We start from the raw sequence: 1,763 nt of genomic DNA, 5'->3' as shown, positions 1-1,763 counted from the left end.
TGGGGAATGAGGTAAATATATTAGCAGGGGGTATTAACTCAATTTCTACTATTGCTAGTGCTTATGTAAAAGGTTCATTGCAGCAATCCACAAGTTCTTATTATAAAGATGGAGATAAAATCAGCGGTTTTGAATTTAACACTCAAGAATATGAAAACATAGATAAAACAAATTTAGGCAATAAAAAACTAGTAGATAAAGATAAATTTGAAAAATATGCCTCCATAGCTTCTGATGTAGACTGGTTTTATTTTGCTAAAGGATGGAATGAAAACAAAAATAATATGAGAGATTTTTTCGATACCTATAAACTAGTAGATGATATAGATTTTGGGGCTAGCGAAGGTAAAAACTATGCTAACTATTGCATAGATGGTAATAACTGCACTAATATGATAGTTGGAACTACTGGCGCATTTACAAAAACTTTTGATGGACAAGGGTATACTTTAAGCAATATTAATATCGATACAACCAAATTAAGTTTTGAACCAAATAATGTTGGTATATTTGGCAGAGCTGATGGTGCCACTTTTAAAAATATAAAGATAGATTATAAAGGTGGCGGAATTCAAACTAAAAAAGCTGATTATATAGGTGGTTTTGTAGGATATGTATCAAATGGAACCAATAAACAGAGTGTGTTTGAAAATATCATTTTAGAAAATATGATAAAAGGAATTGTAATAGATTTTGATGCATCTGATTTTCGAAAAAACAGAGTGGGTGGTTTTGTAGGATATACGCAGAATACTAAATTTGACAAAATATTATTGCAAAATATAGGTGATATTAATGGAATGGAAACAGCTGGTGGTTTTGCTGGTAGATCTGATAAAGGTGAATTTAAAAATATAACTTTAAAAACAATAGGAAATATAGGTAATTATTCATTTGTTAAAGCTGGTGGTTTTATTGGAACTGCAAATGGATTTGATTTCTTGACTCCTAAAAATATCTTTGATGGAATTAGTTTGTCAGATATAGGAATGATAAGAGGACAATCATCTGGAGGTTTTGCAGGTGAATCTGCGGGTAAATATAGCAATATCAAGATAGATGATATTAAATACATCGGAAGTGCTTCGTTAGATAATGGATTTGTCGTTAACAGCACAAACTCTGGCGGATTTATAGGAAGATCATCAGGAAATAGTAGTTTTGAAAATATCAGTTTAAACAATATAGGTGATATTGTAGCAAAAGATAAAGCAGGTGGATTTATAGGTGATATGTCTAACACCCCTAAAGAATTTAAACATATATCCTTAAGTAATATTGGAAATATTAAAGCAGATGTTTTTGCAGGTGGATTTATAGGTGATCTATTATTAGGTGGACAAGGTTATTTTACTATAGAAAATATAAGACTAGATGATATTGAAAGTATTGAAGGCGGAAGATATGCTGGCGGATTTATAGGAAATTTTAGATCAGATACTAGAGTTGAACCTTGGGCTATGAAAAACATACATTTATTTTTTCATGAAAACTTTAAAATAAATGGCGGTGAAAAAACTGGGTTACTAGTAGCTAACTTTGAAAAAAAAGATAATATTGTTTCTTATGAGAATATAAATATCTATCATAAAGAAAACGCACTGCAAAATGATTTTACTGATAAAAATGAATGGAATAAGTATAATATACAAACATATAATAATGAAAGTGATAAAATTTTAAAATACAACGAGTTTAAAGAAAATGCAAAAATTAATGATCCATTAGCCTCAGTGCTTCCTAGTTTTAGTTCAAGTGAAGCC

At 29.8% G+C, this 1,763-nt stretch carries 1 pseudogene; it reads left to right on the top strand.

The features are described from left to right. Positions 1-1,763: pseudogene (locus CAMP5060_RS08020) on the top strand (hypothetical protein); the annotation flags it as partial.

It is taken from the genome of Campylobacter sp. 1569, assembly GCF_024723675.1.
GTDB classification, from domain to species: Bacteria; Campylobacterota; Campylobacteria; order Campylobacterales; family Campylobacteraceae; genus Campylobacter_D; species Campylobacter_D jejuni_C.
This window is presented reverse-complemented; position numbering and strand designations above follow the sequence as displayed.